Genomic DNA, 13967 nt, shown 5'->3' on the forward strand with positions numbered 1-13967 from the left:
ATCCTGTGGAGCCGCAGGTAAACTTCGGCGATGGACCTCAGACCCTACCGGAACATTGCACCGACGCTCGGCGCACGCGTCTACGTGGATCCGGCGGCGACCGTGATCGGCGATGTCGCGCTTGGCGACGATGTGTCCGTGTGGCCGGCGACGGTGATCCGTGGCGACGTCAACCACGTGCGCATCGGTTCGCGCACCAGCGTGCAGGACGGCACCGTGATCCACGTCAGCCATGCCGGCCCGCATGCCAAGCGCGGCGGGTTTCCAACCCTGATCGGCAGCGACGTCACCATCGGTCACAAGGCGGTGATCCACGCCTGCACGATCGAGGACGCGGCGTTGATCGGCATGGGCGCGCTGGTGCTCGATGGCGCCGTGGTGATGAAGCACGCCTTCGTCGCCGCCGGCGCCGTGGTGTCGCCGGGCAAGGTGGTGGGCGCAGGCGAACTGTGGGTCGGCAATCCGGCGCGCTGCGTGCGCACGCTCGACGATGCGCAGATCGAAGGCCTGTACTACAGCGCCGCGCACTATGTGCGCCTCAAGGACGAATACCTCGCCGCGCTGGCGGGCTGAGCAGAGCAGGGACGCAGACGACACATGACGTACAGCGACAACGCGCGCAGGCGCATCACCGCACGGGGCCGCGGCGCCTGATGCTCGATACCGTGCGCGAGGTCCACACGCCCGAAGGCGTCGCGCTGCGTCTGCCGGCCGCCGGTCCGGTGCCGCGTGCGGTGGCGTGGTTGATCGATCTCGCGATCCGCGGCGCGCTGCTGTTTGCGATCGCGGTCGTGCTCGGCGTGCTCGGCAAGTTCGGCTCGGGCGTCTACATGATCGTGCTGTTCGTCGTGTTCTGGGCCTATCCGGTGGTCTTCGAGGCGCTGTACGGCGGGCAGACCCCGGGCAAGCGTGCGCTGGGCCTGCGCGTGGTGTCGGCCGACGGTGCGCCGATCGGCTGGATGGCGAGCTTCGTGCGCAACCTGATGCGCACCGTCGACATGCTGCCGTTCGGCTATGGCGCCGGTCTGGTCGCAAGCCTCGCCGATCCCTGGAGCCGGCGCCTGGGTGACATGGTCGCCGGCACGCTGGTGATCCACGCATCGCGCGAGCGCACGCGCATCGACGCGCTGCAGATCGCGCCGCAGGTGCCGGCAGCGCCGTTGCAGGCGCACGAACAGCTCGCAGTGATCGCGTTCGCCGAACGCGCACATGCACTGACCGGCGAGCGCCAGCGGGAACTGGCCGATATCGTCACCCCGGTCACCGGCGCGGCTGGCGAGACCGGCGTGCTGCGGCTGCTGGGCGTGGCGAACTGGCTGCTGGGACGGCGCGCATGAGGCAGGACGCCTTCGTCGCCCGCCATGAGCCCGAGTGGGATGCGTTCGAGCGCTGGCTTGATGCCCGCGCAGGCAGTCCGCGACGCGCGCGCGCCTCGCGTCGCGAATGGGACGGCCTGGGCGACGAGGATCTGCCCTCGCGTTATCGCCGCCTGTGCCAGCAACAGGCACTCGCGCGCCGTCGCGGGTACAGCCCGCAGGTCACCGCGCGGCTGCAGGCGTTGATGCAGCGCGGCCACAACGTGCTCTATCGCCCGCCACCGCCGCCATGGCGGCGTGTGCTGCGCTTTTTACTTGCCGATTTCCCGCATCTCGTGCGTGCGCAACGCGGCTGCCTATGGGCCTCGCTGGTGCTGTTCGCGCTGCCGCTGGTGCTGATGTACACCTTGATCCAGTTCTGGCCCGAGCTCGCATACGGGGTGATGTCGCCCGCCCAGCTGGCGCAGATGGAAGCCATGTACGACCCGGCGCGCGCAGCCGAGCGCTTCACGCGCGAGAGCCAGAGCGACATGGAGATGTTCGGCTATTACATCTGGAACAACGTCAGCATCGGCTTCCGCACCTTCGCCAGCGGCCTGCTGGCGGGCATCGGCACGATCTTCGTGCTGCTCCTCAACGGGGTGTTCATCGGCACCGTCGCCGGCCATCTGCAGGCGATCGGCCATGGCGGTCCGTTCTGGCGCTTCGTCGTCGGCCATTCAGCGCCGGAGCTCACCGCGATCGTCATCGCCGGGGCCGGCGGGCTGCGCCTGGGACTGGCACTGGTGGCACCGGGCCAGCTGCGCCGGATCGATGCGCTGGTGCAGGCCGGACGCGACGGTGGCCGGCTGTGCCTGGGCATCCTCTTCATGCTGGTGTTCGCGGCGTTCGTCGAGGCGTTCTGGTCGTCGACCGGCGCGATTCCAGATCCGATCAAGTTCGGCGTCGGCGGCGGGCTGTGGCTGCTGACCGGATTGTGGCTGTGGCGCGGCGGTCGCGGGGTGGTCGATGCGCGTTGAGACGGTGCAGGTGGAACTGCGACCACGCTCGGCCTGGGAAGCGATGGAGCTCGGCAATGCGCTGGTGCGCCGGCATGCGCGTGCGATCTGGGTGCCCTCGCTGCTGCTCGGCCTGCCGGTGTTCGTGGCGCTCAACGCGCTGGGTTGGGCGATCGACCAGCTGTGGCTCGCGGCGCTCGCGCTGTGGTGGCTCAAGCCGGTGTTCGACCGGGTGCCGCTGTTCGTGCTGTCGCGCGCAGTGTTCGGGGCGGCGCCTGGCGTGCGGGCCACGCTCGCGGCGCAGTGGCGCTGGGGCTGGCGGCCGCTGATCGGCCATCTGACCTGGCGCCGCTTCAGTCCCTGGCGCGCGGCCACGCTGCCGGTGGATCTGCTCGAAGGCCTGTCCGGCGCGCCGCTCGCGCAGCGGCGTCGGTTGCTGGCCGACGGCATCGGCGGGCATGCGCTGCTGCTCACCGTCACCTGCCAGTTGTTCGTCACCGCACTGCTGCTGTCGCTGAGCACCCTGGTGCTGATGTTCGTGCCGACCGAGTTGCTGTCCGAATCGGCGCGCGCGATGTGGGCGCTGGTCTCCGAACAGCCGCCGCGCTGGGTGCAGGTGCTGGGCAATCTCGCGTTCTGGATGGCGATCGGACTGGTTGAGCCGTTCTACATCGGCGCAGGCTTCGGTTTGTATCTCAACCGCCGCACGCAGCTGGAAGCCTGGGATCTGGAGATCGCGTTCCGGCGCCTGCGCACGCGTCTGGCGCCGGCGGCGACGCTGATGCTCGGCCTGCTGCTCGCCGGACTGATGCTGGCGCCGGTATCCGGGCATGCGCAGGATCCGGCGACCGCCAGCGATGACGGCACGCGGGAGATCAATCCGACCAAGACCTGGCGTCCCGACGCGCGCAGGGACGATCCGGCCGGGCAGGCGCAGGTCGCCACCCTGCCGCAGGTGTTCGGACAGGTCGAGGGCGGGGCATCCTTCGAGCGGGCGATCGAACGTGCCTATGCGGATCCGCTGCTCGACAACAAGCGCGAGGTCATGCGCTGGCAGCGGAAGAACGTCGACGAGAAAAAGAAGGAAGACGCGAAGAGCCGGGCCAAATCGAACTCGGGCTTACTCGCAGGCATCGCCCAGGCCTTCGCCCTGATCGCCGAGTACGGGATGTGGATCGTGCTTGCGATCGTGGTCGGCGTGCTGGCCTGGACCGCGCGTCACTGGTGGCCGTGGATGCGCGACACGCTGCGCCCGGTGCGCGCGCCCAGCGAGATCGTGGTCGAAGCCGCGCCGCCGCCGCCCGAGGCGCTGCCCGAGGATCTGGTGTCGGAAGTCCGCCGCCTGTGGGCCGAGGGCCGGCATCGCCGGGCACTGGCGCTGCTGTATCGCGGCTGCGTCGAGGCCATGGTCGCGCGCGCCGGCGTGACGCTGGTGCCGGGTGCGACCGAGGCACAGGTCCTGCGCGCCTCGCGTCGCCTGCCCGAGGTCGAAGACCGCGATGCGTTCGCCGAGATGGTGCGTGTGTGGCAGCGCGCCGCATACGGGCAGCGGCTACCGGACGACGCCGGCCTCGACGCGCTGCTGACGCGCCTGGCGCCGCGTTTCGGATGGTCGGCCTGATGCGCTGGCCTGTCCGCATCGCACTCGCCGCACTGGGCGCGCTGGTCATCGCGCTGGGCGTCGGCTGGTTCCTGCACACGCACGAGCGCGTACCGGAAACCGTCGACCTGCCGCCGCGCGGCGAGGCCGCCTACAACCCGCTCTACGCGTTGCGCGAAACGTTGCGCGCCGATGGCGTCGAGGCGGTCTCGCGCCAACGCCTGCAGCTGTCCAGTGTCGCGCTGGGTCCGCGCGATACCGTACTGCTCTACAACGAACCGCGGACCCTGCTGCCTTCCGAGGTCGAGACCCTGTTGGGCTGGGTCGATGGCGGCGGACATCTGCTGGTGCGCACGCCGCTGCCGCGCAAGCGCACGGAGCAGGCCGTGCGCGCGCAAGACCTGCTCGAACGTGTCGGTGTGCATGTCGTCGACGGTCGTACGCGCTGCGAGCCCCTGCTGGTGACCGGGCAGGGTGGCCATGTCGAGTTCTGCAACGGGCGCCGGTTCTTGGTCGATGACGAACCGCTGCTGGAATGGGGTGATGGGGATGAAGAGGGACTGGTGTTCGCACGTCTGGCGCATGGCGCGGGCACCATCGACGTGCTTGCCGACTTCGACTTCATGCGCAACGCCGATCTGCGCGAAGTGCCGCACGCGCTGCTGACCCGGCAACTGCTGGCGCCGAACTGGGGCGCGGGCACCGTGCACCTGGTCTATGCCGCCAGCGTGCCGCCGCTGTGGTACCAGATCCTCACCCGCGGCTGGATGGCATGGGGCCCCCTGCTGCTGGCGCTGCTCGCATGGCTGTGGATGCGCACCCAGCGACTCGGCCCGGTGCTGCCGGCGCCCCCCGTCGCGCGTCGCGCGCTGCTCGAACACGTGACCGCGAGCGGCGAACATCTCGTGCGTTACGGTCGCGCGCCCCTGCTCTACGACGCGGTGCGCGCCGCCTTCCTCGACCGACTGCGCCGGCGCGATCCGCTCGCCGCCGCGCTCGAAGGCGAGGCCGGCATCGAGGCCATCGCCGCCAGCACCGGCCTGTCGCCGCACGAGGTCCGCCACGCGCTGCAGGCGCCCCGGCCCGAGGATGCGAAGGCCTTCCGCCAGCGCATCGCCCGACTCGTCCAGATGCGAAACCAACTGTGAGACCCATCCCATGAGAGCTGGAACATGACCGAGCTGCCCGCGCCCCCGTCCGCACCGCTCACCGGCGACGCCCTTGCTGCGCGTGTCGCCGCCGTGCGCGACGAAGTTTCCAAGGCCTTCATCGGCCAGCCCGAAGTGCTCGACCAGATCCTGGTCGCGCTGCTCGCGGGCGGTCACGTGCTGATCGAAGGCGTGCCCGGCCTCGGCAAGACGCTGCTGGTGCGCGCGCTGTCGGCGGTGCTCGGCTGCAACTTCGCGCGCGTGCAGTTCACGCCCGACCTGATGCCCAGCGATGTCAGCGGTCATGCGGTCTGGGACACCAAGAGCGAGACCTTCGTGGTCCGTCGCGGTCCGATCTTCACCAACCTGCTGCTCGCCGACGAGATCAACCGCGCGCCGGCCAAGACCCAGTCCGCTCTGCTGGAAGCCATGCAGGAACAGCAGGTCACGATCGAAGGCCACAGTTTCGAATTGCCGCCGCCCTTCATGACCCTCGCGACGCAGAATCCTGTGGAGCAGGAAGGCACGTATCCGCTGCCGGAAGCGCAGCTCGACCGCTTCCTGCTGAAGGTGCTGATCGACTATCCCGAGCACGCGGACGAAGTCGCGATGGTGACCGCGATCAGCAGCGGCAAGGTCGCGGCCGATTTCGACCTGTCGCAACTTGAGACCGTGCTGCAGCCGGGCGAGATCGTCGCGTTGCAGCAGGGCACCGCCGCGACCGTCGTCGATGCGGCGGTGATCGACTACGCGGTGCGCATCGCTGCGGCCACGCGCAAATGGCCGGGCATCGCACTCGGCGCCGGGCCGCGCGGCAGCCTCGCGCTGGTGCGCGCGGCGCGGGCGCAGGCGGTGCTGTCGGGTCGCGACTTCGTCACGCCCGACGACATCCGCGAGATCGCGACCCCGGCGCTGCGCCATCGCATCGCGCTGGCGCCGGAACTGCAGATCGAAGGTCAGGATGCCGACCAGGTGCTGCAGGCGCTGCTCGCGCGCGTGGAAGCGCCGCGCAAGTGAGTCCGTCGCGACGCCCGCACGCGAGCCGCCGCGCATGAGGCCGACGATCGTCCTCGTCGTGCTGCTGGTCGTCTGGGGCCTGGGCGGTGTGGCGGCGTCGCTGTGGCCTGCGGCAGTGCTGCCGTGGAATGCGTTCGGCACGGCGCTGCTGCTGCTGTCGATCGTCGATCTCGTGCTGCTGCTGCGGCGCCCGACGCCGGACGTGGTGCGCACGATGGCCGAAGCCTGGCCGATCGGCATCGCGCGGCCCGTGTCGCTGCAGATCGAAGGCAGCCGCCAGGTCCAGCACGTCGAGGTGTTCGATCTGCACCCGCCGGGCTGGCGCGTCGACGGCCTGCCGCGACGTCTGCGGCTGACGCCGGATACCGTGTCGCGCGTCGACTACACCCTGCAGCCCGACATGCGTGGCGCGGCGGTGTTCGAAGGCGTGCAACTGCGGCTGCGCTCACCGCTCGCGCTATGGCGGCAGCGGCGCGAGGCCGGCACCCGCCACCAGGTGCGCGTGTTTCCGAATTTTGCACCGCTGACCCGCTTCGCCCTGCTCAGCGCTGACCGCGCCTCGCGTCTGGTCGGCGCGCACATCAAGCGCCGTCGCGGCGAGGGCACCGATTTCCACCAGATGCGCGAGTATCGCGTCGGCGACAGCCTGCGCCAGATCGACTGGAAGGCGAGTTCGCGCGCCCGCAAGCTCATCTCGCGCGAGTACCAGGACGAGAAGAACCAGCAGCTCGTCGTCGTGCTCGACACCGGCCGCCGCATGCTCGCCCAGGATGGCGCGCTGTCGCACTTCGACCACGCGCTCGATGCGGCGCTGGTGGTGTCCTATCTCGCGCTGCGCCAGGGCGATGCGGTGGGCCTGTTCGCGACCGGCGGCGAGAGCCGCTGGATGGCGCCCCAGCGCGGCATGGGCGCGGTCGACACATTGCTGCGCATCAGCCACGACCTGCAGCCGCAGCCCGTCGCCACCGACTATCTCGCTGCGGCGACCGAACTGTCGCTGCGCCAGCGCCGCCGCGGCTTGCTGATGCTGGTGACCAACCTGCGCGACGAGGACATCGAGGACGTGCTGGCTGCGGTGCGCATGCTGCAGAAGCGGCATCTGGTCGTCGTCGCGTCCCTGCGCGAACGCGCACTCGACGACGTGCTCTCGAGCGACGTCCTCGACCACGACGACGCGGTCCGCGCCGGCGCCACCGCACGCTACCTCGCCCAGCGCAAGGCCGCCCACGATGCACTGCGCAATCATCGCGTCGCCGTGCTGGATGTCACGGGTGCGGAACTGCCGTCGGCGCTGGTCGAGCGCTACCTGGCGGTGAAGCGCGACGGATTGCTCTGAGGGGTCAGCGTAGCCGGGCGTCGAATGGCCCTTCCACCGCACGCGGGGAAGGCGCCAGCGCGCGAGTTGCGAAATGAAGAGGCTCAGCCTCTGGGTGCATTCGGCCAGATTGCTTCGAGCGCGTCGAAATCAATCCGCACGAACGTGCGCAAGCGTTTGAGGCGATCGAGCGAAGGACTGCCGCCGCCATGTCGACGCTCGTGTCGCGCGTCTTCCAGAATCCGCTCGACCGCAGGTCGCATTCCGTCCTGCGCCAGAAACAGGAACTGGTCGTAGCCCAAGCCAAGTGCGCGCTGTAGACCAGATTTCCGCAAGGATTCCGAATCGTCGATCGCGCCATCGGCGAGCATCGATTCGATCTCCGACGACAGGAAATCACGCGTCCGCACGTGCTGCAGCGCCTGCAAGTCACCTTCGTCAAGGCCAAGACCGTACTTCAGCGCCTCGATCGCATCCGCCTCCGTTTCGGAGAGGATGTGGTCATGAAGCGAGTCGCGAATGGCATGAAGAACAAAGCTCGCTGCCTCGGCACGGATCTCGTGATCGGAGCTGTCGTCAGGAACGGATTCGTGCTGATCCGTGTCGCCGGTGAGGGCATCCAGACGCCGGTCGAATGCCGGCAAAACGGCGCCGGAATCGCGAAAATTACGGATGACGCCGTTGAGCCAGTCTGGATCCATGACGACGTCCTGTGTCGGTGATCGAAGCGTCGAGTCTCCACAGTCTCGGCAGGCGCGCCAAGTGCCTGACGCTTTCACCGGAACTGAATGATGTGAAGGCTAGAACCGAACAGCGCGCAACGGACGCCGCGCAGGGGGAGCGTCCCAGGGTCGCGCAATGCCATCCATTGATGAGGCCTTGCCATGCATATCCGTACCCCGGTGGTTCCGTCCGCGGCGCGTCTGCCGCGCATCTTCCGTTCGCTCGCCCTGCTCTCCGCCGCAGCGCTGCTGTCCGCTTGCGCGGCAACGGTGCAGCGGCCCAATGCCGCGCCGGTCGATCCGGTCGCGATCAATGGCGATGTGGGCCAGGTCGTGCTGGTGGTGGAGGGCAGCGACACCGCGCGCGCGCAGGAAGACTGGGCCGAATTTCGCGCGCTGTGGAACGACGCGATCCGCGCTTCGGCCACCGCGGCCGGCATCCAGGGCAGCGTGCGCGACAGCCGGCCTGCGTCGCTGGACCCGTCGGGTGTGGTCGTGGTCGTGCGCGTCGACAGCTATCGTTACGTCTCCACCGGCGCCCGCTACGGCCTCGGCGTAATGACCGGCAACGCGCACATCAAGGCCAACGCGCAGTTCATCGAAGTGCCCGGCGGCAAGGTCGCGGCCACGCGGACCTACGACACCACATCGAGTGCGTGGCAGGGCATCTTTGCGCCGATGACGGTCAAGCAGGTGCAGGCGATCACTGACCAGATTGTCGCGGAGGCGCGCGGCGGCTGATCGCGGCAGGCGGCGTCGCTGCGCGCTGTGTGGTTGCGCGCCGTCTCAGGCGCCGACGCGGGCGCGCACTGCGCCGACATCACGCACCGGCCGAACTTCGATGCTGCCGGTGCGGGCCCACGGGAACTCGCGGGCGATGCGCAGCGCCTCTTCCTCGCTGTCGGCTTCGATCAGGTTGAAGCCGGCGAGCATTTCCTTGGTCTCGGAGAACGGGCCGTCGAACACCTGCGTGCGACCGCCGCGCGTGCGCACGGTCTTCGCGGTGGACGCATGTTCCAGCTGCTGGAAACCCAGCAACGTGCCCTCGGCCTGCAGCGCATCGGCATGCTGCAGGCAGCCGCGCATCATCGTGTCGTACTCGCCCTCGGCCAGACCGTCGAGCAGGGTGTCGTCGGTGTAGATCAGCAGCAGATACTGCATCGGGCGCGTCCTCGGATGGGCGGGTCAGGCTTCCAGGTGGAAGTAGGGCTCCACGGTGCCGCGCAACTTGACGGTCAGCGGCTGGCCACGGCGATCGAGCGCACGGCCGGCGGCGACGCGGATCCAGCCTTCGCTGACGCAATACTCCTCGACGTCGCGACGCTCATTGCCGTTGAAGCGGATACCGATGCCGCGATTCATCGCCGCCTCGTTGTAGTGCGGGCTGCGTGGATCATTGGACAGGCGGTCGGGCGGTGCGTCGGTCATGGCGTCGGGATGCGTATGGAAACTGCGCGCAGGATACCGCCCGCGCGAGCAGGCTTCACCTAGGGCGCTTCGCCGCGCCCCTGCCGACGCGCGTTCGCGATCACCGCGCGTACCAGCGCGCGATCGTGGTGACGCGAGATCGGCAGCGCGCCCAGCGCGATCGCGCGTTCGCGCATCGCCGCGGTCACATCGTAATGCGCACCGCTGGTCCGGTCCTGGAAGGCGCGTCGCGGTATGCCCAGCAGTGCGGCGAAGGCATGCAGTTCGTCGAGCGTGTCGGCGAGCAGATGCGCCCAGCGCTCGCCGCGCCAAGGGTGGACCGCATCGTCGACATATACGGTCATGACCGCGCCTGCACATCGGCATCATCGCCGTGCACGGATGATAACCGGCGCATGTGGCGACGCATGCATTGGGCTTTGCGCCTGCCATCGAATTCTGGTCACCGCTGCACCTTCGCCTGCAGATACTGCGTCCGGCGAGTGCAGGCGCGTGCGCGTTGCATTTCTATGGACGCGTGGAAACCCCTGTTTTCAAGCCAATTTCTGCCGTTTCGAAACTTCGTCAATTTGGGGGTTCGTGCAGAAATCGTTAAGATGGCCGGTCTGCATCGCATATACGAGTTAATCGAGGAGGGCCGACCCGTCGTGATTTCGCGCGGTTTCAAATGGTTGTTGTGTGGTGTTTTTGCGACTGCGGCGCCTGCAGTGTCGGCTGAGGACAGCGCCGACGAAACACCCGGTTTCGAACTCGGCGGCGCGGTCCGCTTCAATTACGGGTGGCTCGATTACGGGCCCAGCAGCGGCTTCGAGCCCGAGCTCGCCCGCATCGACGCACGCGGCAACGCCGGTCCCGCGTTCTTCTCGCTGCAGTACCGCTGGTACGACGGTTTCGACGCCGTGCACCACGCCTACGCGGGCTGGAAGCTTGAAGACGGCAGCGACGGCGCCACTTCGGACATCCGCGCCGGCATCCAGCAGGTGCCGTTCGGTCTGCTGCCGACCGCCTCGCACAGCTTCTGGTTCGGCTCGGGCTATTACCTGGGGCTCGAGGACGATTACGACCTCGGCGTGGTCTGGCAGCGCCAGTCCGGCGCGCACCAGTGGCACGCGGGCGTGTTCGCGGGCGACGAATACGGCACCGGTGCGAATTTCGACCGCTATTCTTTCGACGTCGCGACCACCGACGATCTGCCCTATCGCGAACGCGAGCGCGGCATCGTGCGCTACGAGCACAGCAGCGAGGCGGGCGGATGGGAAACGACCTGGGGTGCATCGGCATTCGCCGGGCGCATCGAAAACCGCGTCGACGGCGGCAAGCATGATCACACCGGCGGTGCCGTCCACGGGCAATGGGTCCGCGGTCCGCTGACGCTGCAGGCGCAGTGGGCGCGCTACCGCTACGACAATCCGGAATCGCGCATCGCGATGTCGGCCTTCATGTTTCCGTTCGAGATCGCGTCACAGGCCGATGTGCCGACCTTCAACGTTGCATATGAGGTGCAGCGCACCGGCTGGTTCGACAGCATCACCTGCTACAACAACGCCAGCGCGACGCTGCCGGTCGGCCACGATCCCGGTCTGCGTGATTCGATCCAGAACGTCACCGGCTGCAGTTTCGGCAAGGGCGTGATGCTGACCTACGTCGACTGGATTGCCGGCAAGAACATGTGGTTCGCCGGTGGTCCCGGCATCGGCGTGCGCGACCCGGCCAACGATGGCTGGCACTCGCGGCTCAACGTCAACATCGGGTTCTATTTCTGATCCGCGGCCGGGGCGTCCGCGCCTTGGCTGCCACGCGTCGCGTGTGCGGCGTTGCATCACCCGGACATTTCCGGGGCTGCGGCAGCTTCTGTCACGGCATCGTCGTTCCGTCATGAGGAAATTCCATGAACGATCCCACGCAGCGCCCCGGCACTGCTCCCGACTCCGTCCCGCCGCCTGAAGCCTGGCACGCGCGGATCCTCGGACCCGTGTTCTATCCGTCCGCGTTGATCATCCTGATCCTGGTCGCGTTGTCGTTTATCGCCCCGGATGCGTCGGAGACCGCATTCAACGCCGCCAAGGAATGGGTGGCCGTGGACGCGGGCTGGTTCACGATCCTCGCGGTCGCCGGCTTCCTGGTCTTCATCATCGGCATGGCGGTCAGCGGCTTCGGTCGGCTGAAGCTGGGCCCGGATCACAGCACGCCCGATTACAGCTATCCCACGTGGTTCGCGATGCTGTTCGCGGCCGGCATGGGCATCGGACTGATGTTCTTCGGTGTGGCCGAGCCGATCATGCATTACGCCGATCCGCCGGTCGGGGATGCGGAAACGGTGATGGCGGCGCGCCAGGCAATGCGCATCACCTTCTTCCACTGGGGCGTACACGCATGGGCGATCTATGCGGTGGTCGCGCTGTCGCTGGCCTACTTCTCCTACCGCCACGGCCTGCCGCTGCGCATCCGCTCGTCGCTGTATCCGCTGATCGGTGATCGCATCTACGGCCCGATCGGCCATGCGGTCGACACGTTCGCGGTGCTCGGCACGATCTTCGGCCTGGCGACGTCGCTGGGTCTGGGCGTGATCCAGATCAATTCCGGTCTGAATTACCTGTTCGGCGTCACGGTGAGCACCAATGTCCAGGTTGTGCTGATCGCCGGCATCATCCTGATCGCCACCGGATCGGTATTCACCGGCCTCGACCGCGGCGTGCGCCGGCTGTCGGAGTTCAACATGATCATGGCGGTCGCCCTGCTGGCGTTCGTGCTGGTCATGGGACCGACGGTGTATCTGCTGCAGGCCTTCGTGCAGAACACCGGCATGTACATCTCCAACGTGTTCTCGATGACGTTCAACCTCTACGCCTACGATCAGCGCCCGACATGGCTGGGTGGCTGGACGCTGTTCTACTGGGGCTGGTGGATCGCCTGGTCGCCGTTCGTGGGCATGTTCATCGCGCGCATCTCGCGTGGCCGCACGATCCGTGAGTTCGTGGTCGGCGTGCTGCTGGTGCCGCTGGGCTTCACGTTCCTGTGGATGACGATCTACGGCAACAGCGCGCTGTACCAGGTCATGGTCGAGGGCTCGACGGAACTGGTGGCCGCGGTGTCGGCCGACAGCTCGGTGGCGATCTTCCAGTTCCTCGAAGACTACCCGCTGTCGACGCTGACCTCGGGTATCGCGACGCTGCTGGTGGTGATCTTCTTCGTGACCTCGGCCGACTCGGGCGCGCTGGTCATCGACATGCTGTCGTCGAAGGGCGAAGAAGAGTCCCCGGTATGGCAGCGGATCTTCTGGGCGCTGCTGGTCGGCGCGATCGCGATCGCGCTGCTGATCGCAGGCGGGTTGAGTGCGCTGCAGGCCGGCACGATCGCCTCGGCATTGCCATTCACCGTGGTCATGATCCTGATGTGCTGGGGCATGGTGCGGGCGATGCGGCTCGAAATGGTCAAGCGCAACAGCATGCGGGATGCGCGCATCGCGCCGGTCGGTATCGGTGGTGGCGGCGACTGGAAGGTGCGACTGCGCGCGCTGTCGCACAACCCGCCACAGAAGGAAGTGCTCGCGTTCCTGTCCGGCCAGGTGAAGCCCGCACTGGAGGATGTGGCCGCGGAGCTGCGCAAGCAGGGCCTCGAAGTCCGTGTCGAGGAGGGCGAGGACGGCCGTGTCTGGGTGGAAGTGGGACATGGCGCAGAAATGGACTTCTTCTATTCGGTCCGCCCGATCCCGTACGAGCCGCCGACCTTCATGCTGCAGGATCCGCGCCGCAAGCGTCGCGACGACGACCGCTTCTATCGCGCGGAGGTGCATCTGCGCGAAGGTGGGCAGGACTACGACGTCATGGGCTGGCGCAAGGACGAACTGATCCACGACGTGCTCGACCAGTACCAGCGCCACATGCACTTCCTCAGCGTGGTGCGCTGAGGGCGCATGGCCCCGGGGCGGATGTGCGGGGCTGTGCTGGCGTGGTGATCTCACGCGTCGGTTGATTTGATCGGAAAAGGCCGCGTGTTTGCACGCGGCCTTTTCTTTGATTCGATTCGATGGGTGTTGCAGCGCGCTGCCTGGGACTGGCGTGGACTGGGGTTTCAAGATCTGAGTGACGGCTTCAGTTTCTGCTTCCGCTTTGCCTTTGCCGTTGGCTTTGACTTTTGCCCTTGCCGTTACTCTTTGCCTTGCCTTGCCTTTGCTCTTGCTCCTGGCTTTGGCTTTTGGCTTGGCACTCAGCTTTTGACTTGAATCGAGCCGTAGAGCGAGCCGAGCACCGGAGCCTGGCGTGGCCGAAGAGCAGCCCATGTCTGAGCGTAGCGAGTTTGGGCTGCGTGCCGCGTCAGGCGAGGAGCACAGGGCACCGATGCGGCTTCATCGCATCGGCTCGCGTCCGGCGAAGGGACCTTTTGGTTCCTTTTGGGTCCATCCAAAAGGGACTCGCACGCGCAG

The 13967-nt window shown here is 67.6% G+C and carries 14 protein-coding genes; 10 read left to right on the forward strand and 4 right to left on the reverse strand.

Annotated features, from left to right (window positions below; all coding sequences use genetic code 11):
* Positions 1 to 30: 30 nt before the first annotated feature.
* The 7 genes from J2X52_RS11655 to J2X52_RS11685 all read left to right on the forward strand — a co-directional run bounded on the left by J2X52_RS11655 (position 31) and on the right by J2X52_RS11685 (position 7415).
* Positions 31 to 573 (forward strand): gamma carbonic anhydrase family protein, encoded by a 543-nt coding sequence (locus J2X52_RS11655; protein WP_310153303.1) that lies wholly within the window; start codon positions 31 to 33, stop codon positions 571 to 573.
* 80 nt (positions 574 to 653) lie between these two features.
* Complete coding sequence (locus J2X52_RS11660) at positions 654 to 1337, forward strand: RDD family protein (RefSeq protein WP_310153305.1); 684 nt, start codon at positions 654 to 656, stop codon at positions 1335 to 1337.
* Complete coding sequence (locus J2X52_RS11665) at positions 1334 to 2335, forward strand: stage II sporulation protein M (protein ID WP_310153308.1); 1002 nt, start codon at positions 1334 to 1336, stop codon at positions 2333 to 2335. The genes J2X52_RS11660 and J2X52_RS11665 overlap by 4 nt, the downstream gene beginning before the upstream one ends.
* Entirely contained in the window at positions 2325 to 3935 is a 1611-nt protein-coding gene (locus tag J2X52_RS11670) for a DUF4129 domain-containing protein (RefSeq protein WP_310153311.1), read from the forward strand. Before J2X52_RS11665 ends, J2X52_RS11670 begins: the two co-directional genes overlap by 11 nt.
* Positions 3935 to 5062 (forward strand): DUF4350 domain-containing protein, encoded by a 1128-nt coding sequence (locus J2X52_RS11675; RefSeq protein ID WP_310153314.1) that lies wholly within the window; start codon positions 3935 to 3937, stop codon positions 5060 to 5062. Before J2X52_RS11670 ends, J2X52_RS11675 begins: the two co-directional genes overlap by 1 nt.
* Positions 5063 to 5086: 24 nt before the next feature.
* Complete coding sequence (locus J2X52_RS11680; protein WP_310153316.1) at positions 5087 to 6079, forward strand: MoxR family ATPase; 993 nt, start codon at positions 5087 to 5089, stop codon at positions 6077 to 6079.
* A 34-nt stretch (positions 6080 to 6113) separates the two neighbouring features.
* Complete coding sequence (locus J2X52_RS11685; protein WP_310153318.1) at positions 6114 to 7415, forward strand: DUF58 domain-containing protein; 1302 nt, start codon at positions 6114 to 6116, stop codon at positions 7413 to 7415.
* 83 nt (positions 7416 to 7498) lie between these two features.
* Here the strand turns inward: J2X52_RS11685 and J2X52_RS11690 are convergent, their stop codons facing one another.
* On the reverse strand, positions 7499 to 8095 hold the full coding sequence (locus J2X52_RS11690; RefSeq protein WP_310153321.1) for a hypothetical protein: 597 nt from the start codon (positions 8093 to 8095) through the stop codon (positions 7499 to 7501).
* A gap of 183 nt (positions 8096 to 8278) precedes the next feature.
* Between J2X52_RS11690 and J2X52_RS11695 the strand changes: the two genes are divergently transcribed.
* Positions 8279 to 8857, forward strand: coding sequence for a DUF4410 domain-containing protein (locus J2X52_RS11695; protein ID WP_310153323.1), 579 nt, complete (start codon positions 8279 to 8281; stop codon positions 8855 to 8857).
* A gap of 45 nt (positions 8858 to 8902) precedes the next feature.
* Here J2X52_RS11695 and J2X52_RS11700 read toward each other — a convergent pair whose 3' ends face one another.
* From J2X52_RS11700 to J2X52_RS11710, 3 genes are read right to left on the reverse strand one after another with little or no spacing between them, the layout of a single operon-like run.
* Complete coding sequence (locus tag J2X52_RS11700) at positions 8903 to 9277, reverse strand: YciI family protein (protein WP_310153326.1); 375 nt, start codon at positions 9275 to 9277, stop codon at positions 8903 to 8905.
* A 24-nt stretch (positions 9278 to 9301) separates the two neighbouring features.
* On the reverse strand, positions 9302 to 9544 hold the full coding sequence (locus J2X52_RS11705) for a DUF3297 family protein (protein WP_310153329.1): 243 nt from the start codon (positions 9542 to 9544) through the stop codon (positions 9302 to 9304).
* Between the two features lie 59 nt (positions 9545 to 9603).
* Positions 9604 to 9888, reverse strand: a complete 285-nt coding sequence (locus J2X52_RS11710; protein ID WP_310153332.1) for a DUF4031 domain-containing protein — start codon at positions 9886 to 9888, stop codon at positions 9604 to 9606.
* 363 nt (positions 9889 to 10251) lie between these two features.
* Between J2X52_RS11710 and J2X52_RS11715 the strand changes: the two genes are divergently transcribed.
* On the forward strand, positions 10252 to 11307 hold the full coding sequence (locus J2X52_RS11715) for a hypothetical protein (RefSeq protein ID WP_310153335.1): 1056 nt from the start codon (positions 10252 to 10254) through the stop codon (positions 11305 to 11307).
* Between the two features lie 125 nt (positions 11308 to 11432).
* The gene (gene betT / locus J2X52_RS11720; RefSeq protein ID WP_310153337.1) at positions 11433 to 13451 is read left to right on the forward strand and encodes a choline BCCT transporter BetT; all 2019 of its coding nucleotides are present in this window, start codon (positions 11433 to 11435) and stop codon (positions 13449 to 13451) included.
* The last annotated feature ends 516 nt before the right edge of the window (positions 13452 to 13967 follow it).

The organism is Luteimonas sp. 3794 (genome assembly GCF_031456825.1).
Taxonomy (GTDB): domain Bacteria; phylum Pseudomonadota; class Gammaproteobacteria; order Xanthomonadales; family Xanthomonadaceae; genus Luteimonas.

What these genes read in the sequence shown, in the direction of transcription:
- J2X52_RS11680 (WP_310153316.1), top strand. Translation starts at nt 5,087, where the DNA reads ATGACCGAGCTGCCCGCGCCCCCGTCCGCACCGCTCACCGGCGACGCC.
- J2X52_RS11665 (WP_310153308.1), top strand. Translation starts at nt 1,334, where the DNA reads ATGAGGCAGGACGCCTTCGTCGCCCGCCATGAGCCCGAGTGGGATGCG.
- J2X52_RS11710 (WP_310153332.1), bottom strand. Translation starts at nt 9,888, where the DNA reads ATGACCGTATATGTCGACGATGCGGTCCACCCTTGGCGCGGCGAGCGC.
- J2X52_RS11705 (WP_310153329.1), bottom strand. Translation starts at nt 9,544, where the DNA reads ATGACCGACGCACCGCCCGACCGCCTGTCCAATGATCCACGCAGCCCG.
- J2X52_RS11690 (WP_310153321.1), bottom strand. Translation starts at nt 8,095, where the DNA reads ATGGATCCAGACTGGCTCAACGGCGTCATCCGTAATTTTCGCGATTCC.
- J2X52_RS11685 (WP_310153318.1), top strand. Translation starts at nt 6,114, where the DNA reads ATGAGGCCGACGATCGTCCTCGTCGTGCTGCTGGTCGTCTGGGGCCTG.
- J2X52_RS11675 (WP_310153314.1), top strand. Translation starts at nt 3,935, where the DNA reads ATGCGCTGGCCTGTCCGCATCGCACTCGCCGCACTGGGCGCGCTGGTC.
- J2X52_RS11700 (WP_310153326.1), bottom strand. Translation starts at nt 9,277, where the DNA reads ATGCAGTATCTGCTGCTGATCTACACCGACGACACCCTGCTCGACGGT.
- betT (WP_310153337.1), top strand. Translation starts at nt 11,433, where the DNA reads ATGAACGATCCCACGCAGCGCCCCGGCACTGCTCCCGACTCCGTCCCG.
- J2X52_RS11660 (WP_310153305.1), top strand. Translation starts at nt 654, where the DNA reads ATGCTCGATACCGTGCGCGAGGTCCACACGCCCGAAGGCGTCGCGCTG.
- J2X52_RS11670 (WP_310153311.1), top strand. Translation starts at nt 2,325, where the DNA reads ATGCGCGTTGAGACGGTGCAGGTGGAACTGCGACCACGCTCGGCCTGG.
- J2X52_RS11655 (WP_310153303.1), top strand. Translation starts at nt 31, where the DNA reads ATGGACCTCAGACCCTACCGGAACATTGCACCGACGCTCGGCGCACGC.
- J2X52_RS11695 (WP_310153323.1), top strand. Translation starts at nt 8,279, where the DNA reads ATGCATATCCGTACCCCGGTGGTTCCGTCCGCGGCGCGTCTGCCGCGC.